Genomic DNA, 4,558 nt, shown 5'->3' with positions numbered 1-4,558 from the left:
ACTCCGCCACGGCCACACGACCACCCGACTCATGCGCCTGCGCGAAGCTCCTCCCCCACTCCGCCGCCTCATCCACCGACAGACCCGCATCCAACGCCCGCCTCTCAGCCGCCGCACCAACCTCAGCACCCGAACGACCGCCACCAGGGTTCTTCGCACCGTCAGCTCCTCGGGAACCGAAGCCACCAGACGACGTCGACGACTCCGGCTTCGAACCCCCAGGGCCGGATTCGGTGTCGTGCCCACTTCCAGGCTTCGGTGCACCGCCGGCCGGCCCCGGTTTGGCCGCCGCGCCCTTCCATATGGCGGCTCCGGAGTAATTCCCCTGGTCGATGAGATCCTCGAGATGGGCGTTCAACTGCTCATGAACCTCTGCCACAGCCTCAGGACCGCCTGATTCATGCGCCTGCGCGGCCTTCCTGCCCCAGTCCGCTGCCTCCTCCGGGCTCAGACCGAATCGCGATGCCTGTGTCTCAAGGTGCCTATAGTCCTCAGCGGCCGACCGGCCGGTATCGGCCTTCTGTCCGCCCTCGGGAGCCTTCACCCCCGTCGAGCCGCCCTGATGCCCGGATTCGCCATCGGACGGCCGGCCACCACGCGAGGTAGGTGCTTTGGTCGAGCCCGACGGCGGCGCGGTCCCTTCACCTCCGCCGACGGTGCTCTTGCCCTGCTGACCCCCGAGGCTCGAGGACGGCTGCTCCTGACCACCCGTGGGGGTACCCTCGTGCGCCGCATCCGCAGTCGCCGAAAGTTCGTTCTGCGCGTTCTCCGCGCTCTGCGCGGTCTGCAGCCGGCTCTCGCCCTCCGAAATGGTGCCGTCGACACGCCCGGCCCCGGCCTTGTTGTCGGACCGGGTGGGCACCGCGACGCCCCGTCGGGCGGTGACCGGGGCGGACGTCGGGCTGTGGTCCACGCGGTTCCCGAGCGCCGCAGGCTCCTGGTCGGGCGCGACGGCACCCGACGTCAGAGACTGAGACTCGGTGTCCACCCTGCCGTCCGGCGTGTTCGTCGTCGGCCGGCCCGGCTGACCAGGCCGGCCCGACGAAGGCTCGCGGTTCTGCGGAAGGACGGTGCTCTGGCCATGGTCGAGCCCGCCACGGGACGGTACCGCCGTCTCCGACACCGCCGCCGGGTGAGAAGGCCCATTCGTCGTGCTGCCGGGCACACCGGTTCCGGCCTCATCCTCACGCGGTGCGGTGGTCCGCGGCGCGGTGCCGGAGGGGTCCGTGACGCTCCTGGCAGCCGCCGAGACGTCGCCGCCGCGTTCGGCGGTCACCGTGTCGTGGGCCGTGGGATCACCCGTCCCCGTCCGCGGCCGCACCCCCCCGTTCACCGTCCGCCCCGGGTCGGCGGGCGGGGTGGTCCTCCCCGGCTCGGGCACCGCCGTCTGCGGCGTACGCCCACCGGGCACGTCCTCCTGCCGCACCGACGTCGGCGCCACGGTCTCATGCGCCGTGGGATCACCCGTCCCCGTCCGCGGCCGCACACCCCCGTTCACCGTCCGCCCCTGGTCGGCGGGCGGGGTGGTCCTTCCCGGCTCGGGCACCACCGTCTGCGGCGTACGCCCACCGGGAGGGTTCGAGCGTGGGCCGGTCTCCCGGGACGGGACGATGGGACGCGGCGTCGTCGGCTCGTGCGTTGTCTTCGGCGCTTCGGTGCTGGGCCGGGGTCCGTCGCCCTGCGGACGGGTGACCGTTGGCCGAGGGGTGCTGGAGACCGCGGACGACCGTGACGACGGGGCGCCGACGTCGGGCACCGTCGGGGAGTGCGAAAGATCCGGGTTGCTCGATTCCCGGGTCACCGGCCGGCCGAGGGGGTCGACCGGCTTGGGCATCGCCTCCGTTGCACCGTTGGGGCGGGCAACGGCCGGCCGGCTCTCCGCGCCGCGCCCGGCCGCTTCGGGCACGGCATGGGAGTTGGTGGACCCGCCGAACTTGGCGTTGACGCCCGAAGAGGGATCGACGATGCGGGAGGGGTTGGCGATGTTCTTGCCGGAGAGGCTGGGAGGAGCACTTTTCAGACCCGGGTCGACCGCTCCGGTGTCTTTCCCTCCCGTGCCGGACGACGGAGTGAACCCGGACTTGCCGTTGGTGCCCCCGACGTTGGGAATGCTGACGCCAGTAGGTTTGAACCCCCCCTTGGCAGTGTCGCCAAGGTACGTCAGACCGGCACGGCCGCCCATCATGATGGGGCCGCCAAAGGCCAGGCCGGTGAGGCCGCCGACGAAGAAGAGCCCCCAGCCCTCAGCATCGGTCGGAATAGGTTTCCAGTTCTTCCAGTCCGTGTGCACTCCCGCGGCCGCATCACCCGCCGCAGTGGCGGCGGCGCCCACCCCTACGAAGTCACCGCCGTAGACGATCGACCTCGCCGGAAGCGCGAACCACGGATTCTTGAGCGCGCTTGCGCCGGCACTCCCCACCGCCTCGGCGCCGTCACCAAGGTAGGTCCCGATCTTTGGGACGATGCTGGCGAGTCCGGGCATGATGTCACCGATGCCCGAGGTGATCGAGGCGATCGCCGCCGTAGCCTCGCCGATCAGGTCACCCAGTGCTGAGATGGCATTGCGGAGATTGGCGATGGCAGCTCCGATCCTGCTCGCCACCGACGCGAGAAAGGAAAGGGCACCCGCCGCCAACGCGGAGATGCCTTCAAGGAAGGGCGCGGTGATAAGTCCGATGACGGCACCGATGACCATCGCGATGATCGAGGCGATGGTCGCCTTGTTCTCCGCCGCTATCTCTTCGCTTCGCAGCATGGCGAAGTAGTTGAGCGACTCGCCCATATCCCAGCACGAGACGACGACCTTCTCCACGAGTGGCCGAAGCCCGCCTCTGGAGTCGTACTGCTGGCCCGGGCCGGTAGACCCGGCAGGGGCGTCCGCCGGAGCGGGCGCCCCTCGTGAGGAGTTCTCGAAGGCGAACGACATGGAGTTCGCCGCCTCGCCTCGCCATCCCCCGTTGATCAGGTCGAATTGAGCAGCGGACATGTCCGCGATCTTCTCGTCCAGCAGATCACCGAAAGTGATCCAGGCATTGCCGAGCGTGACGACCTTATCGGGGTCGAACTCGTTATCAACGTAGCCATCGTTCGGATCGTGCGTGGACATGACCTGTTACGGATCCTAAAGAAGTGGCGGGCGGGGCGGGGCGTCAGAAGGTCTGGTCGACCGCGGTGGTATGCACGTAAGGGTCAGGGGAGTCGAGTCCCGGCGCAACGGCGGGGTACGCTTCAGGACCGTCGATGACCGTGTTCTCCGCCGGGGGCTGATCGATGTAAGGATCCGTGTTCGAATCCGCCGCCGCAGGCACGGCCTGGTCCCACAGCCAGGGCTCGAGGTCGGTGTCGTCCGGGAGGTTGGTCACATCAACCCCCTCCAGCGCCGCCTGGAAGGCGGCGAAGGTATTCGACACCGTGCGCTCGCCGTGACTGTATGCGACTGCGGCTGTGGCGAGTCCGTTGGTGATCTTGTTGAGGACACCGAGTTCCGGAGCGGCCTCCGTGCCGTAAAGCTTCTGCGCTACGTCGTTCCAGTCGTTGTTGAACTTGTCCGCTTCATCAGAAGAATCCCCTACCCAGGACAACCGCAGCTCGTTCAGCGCGTTGTTGATGTCTGTCATGTGCTCGCTGATGCTCTTGACTGCGTCGTTCACGATAGATGACGCCGAATTGATAACCCAGGGGTCCACGTCAATGCTGGACGAGTTGTAGTTGGGCAGGGTGGGCGGCAGGATCCCGATGGGTTCACCAGGCGGCGGGCCGAGGAGGGGTTCAACAGACGGCGGGATGGGTTCAAAAGACATCGGATGCTCCAGTGTCGCCAAGAGGGGTCAGGGCTTCTCGTGGGCGGGGACCTCTCCGGAATTCCGGTACGAGAGGTTGCCGCGGGCGACCTCTTCGGTCTGCCGATAGTTGTCGCATGACTGCTGTATGCGATCAACTACGTTCGCGGGCAGGGACCCCTCGTTCATAAGCAGGGCCCCCTCCGGAATTCCGGTACGAGAGGTTCCCGAAGACGACCTTTTCGGTCTGCACATAGTTGTCGTATGACTGCTGCATGCGATCAACCACGTTCGCGAGCAGTTCGTCGAGATTGGTCAATGCGCGTTCGACCTGAACGGATACGTCAGAGAAGGTATCACCCGACGGAGAGGTCCAAGCGTACTGAACATTACGGAACTGCTGCTTTATTGTGTCATGATAACCCGATATCGCTTCGGCCTTGCCCTGAAGCACCCTCAGAGTTTCGGCCATCTGCGCGAGGTCGACCTTCCAAGATCCGGGGGTCATCACTACCCCAGCGTCACCGTCCAGCACGAAAGCGCCGTCCGATGGCCTGAACGTCCCGTGGGTGACGCCGTCCTCGCCGATGAAGTAGGTGTCGCCCGTATCGGTGGTGAAGAGTCCGGTGCCGGCGTCATAGTTGCCGTGGAGTACGGTGCCGTCTCCGAGCACGATCGTCGTGCTATCGATCGAGAAGAAATCGCCACCGATCATCTGACCGTACGCCGTCGAACCATCCGGCATCACATGACTCGCCCCGGGAACAAGCCCGGAATCC

Annotated in this window: 2 protein-coding genes and 1 pseudogene; all 3 read right to left on the bottom strand. The window is 66.9% G+C overall.

Going from position 1 to position 4,558, the window contains the following annotated elements:
- Positions 1–3,106, bottom strand: a pseudogene (locus NDW01_RS42585) (hypothetical protein); the annotation flags it as partial.
- Positions 3,107–3,149: 43 nt separating this feature from the next.
- Positions 3,150–3,800: a WXG100 family type VII secretion target gene (locus NDW01_RS42580; protein WP_252830371.1), complete on the bottom strand. Its 651-nt coding sequence runs from the start codon at positions 3,798–3,800 to the stop codon at positions 3,150–3,152.
- A 133-nt stretch (positions 3,801–3,933) separates the two neighbouring features.
- A partial coding sequence (locus NDW01_RS42575; protein WP_252830370.1) for a WXG100 family type VII secretion target occupies positions 3,934–4,558 on the bottom strand: 625 nt, incomplete at its 5' end.

The organism is Actinoallomurus soli (assembly GCF_024055715.1).
Taxonomy (GTDB): domain Bacteria; phylum Actinomycetota; class Actinomycetes; order Streptosporangiales; family Streptosporangiaceae; genus Actinoallomurus; species Actinoallomurus soli.
This window is presented reverse-complemented; position numbering and strand designations above follow the sequence as displayed.

Coding starts and splice junctions, on each gene's coding strand:
- NDW01_RS42580 (WP_252830371.1), bottom strand. CDS start 3,800: ATGTCTTTTGAACCCATCCCGCCGTCTGTTGAACCCCTCCTCGGCCCG.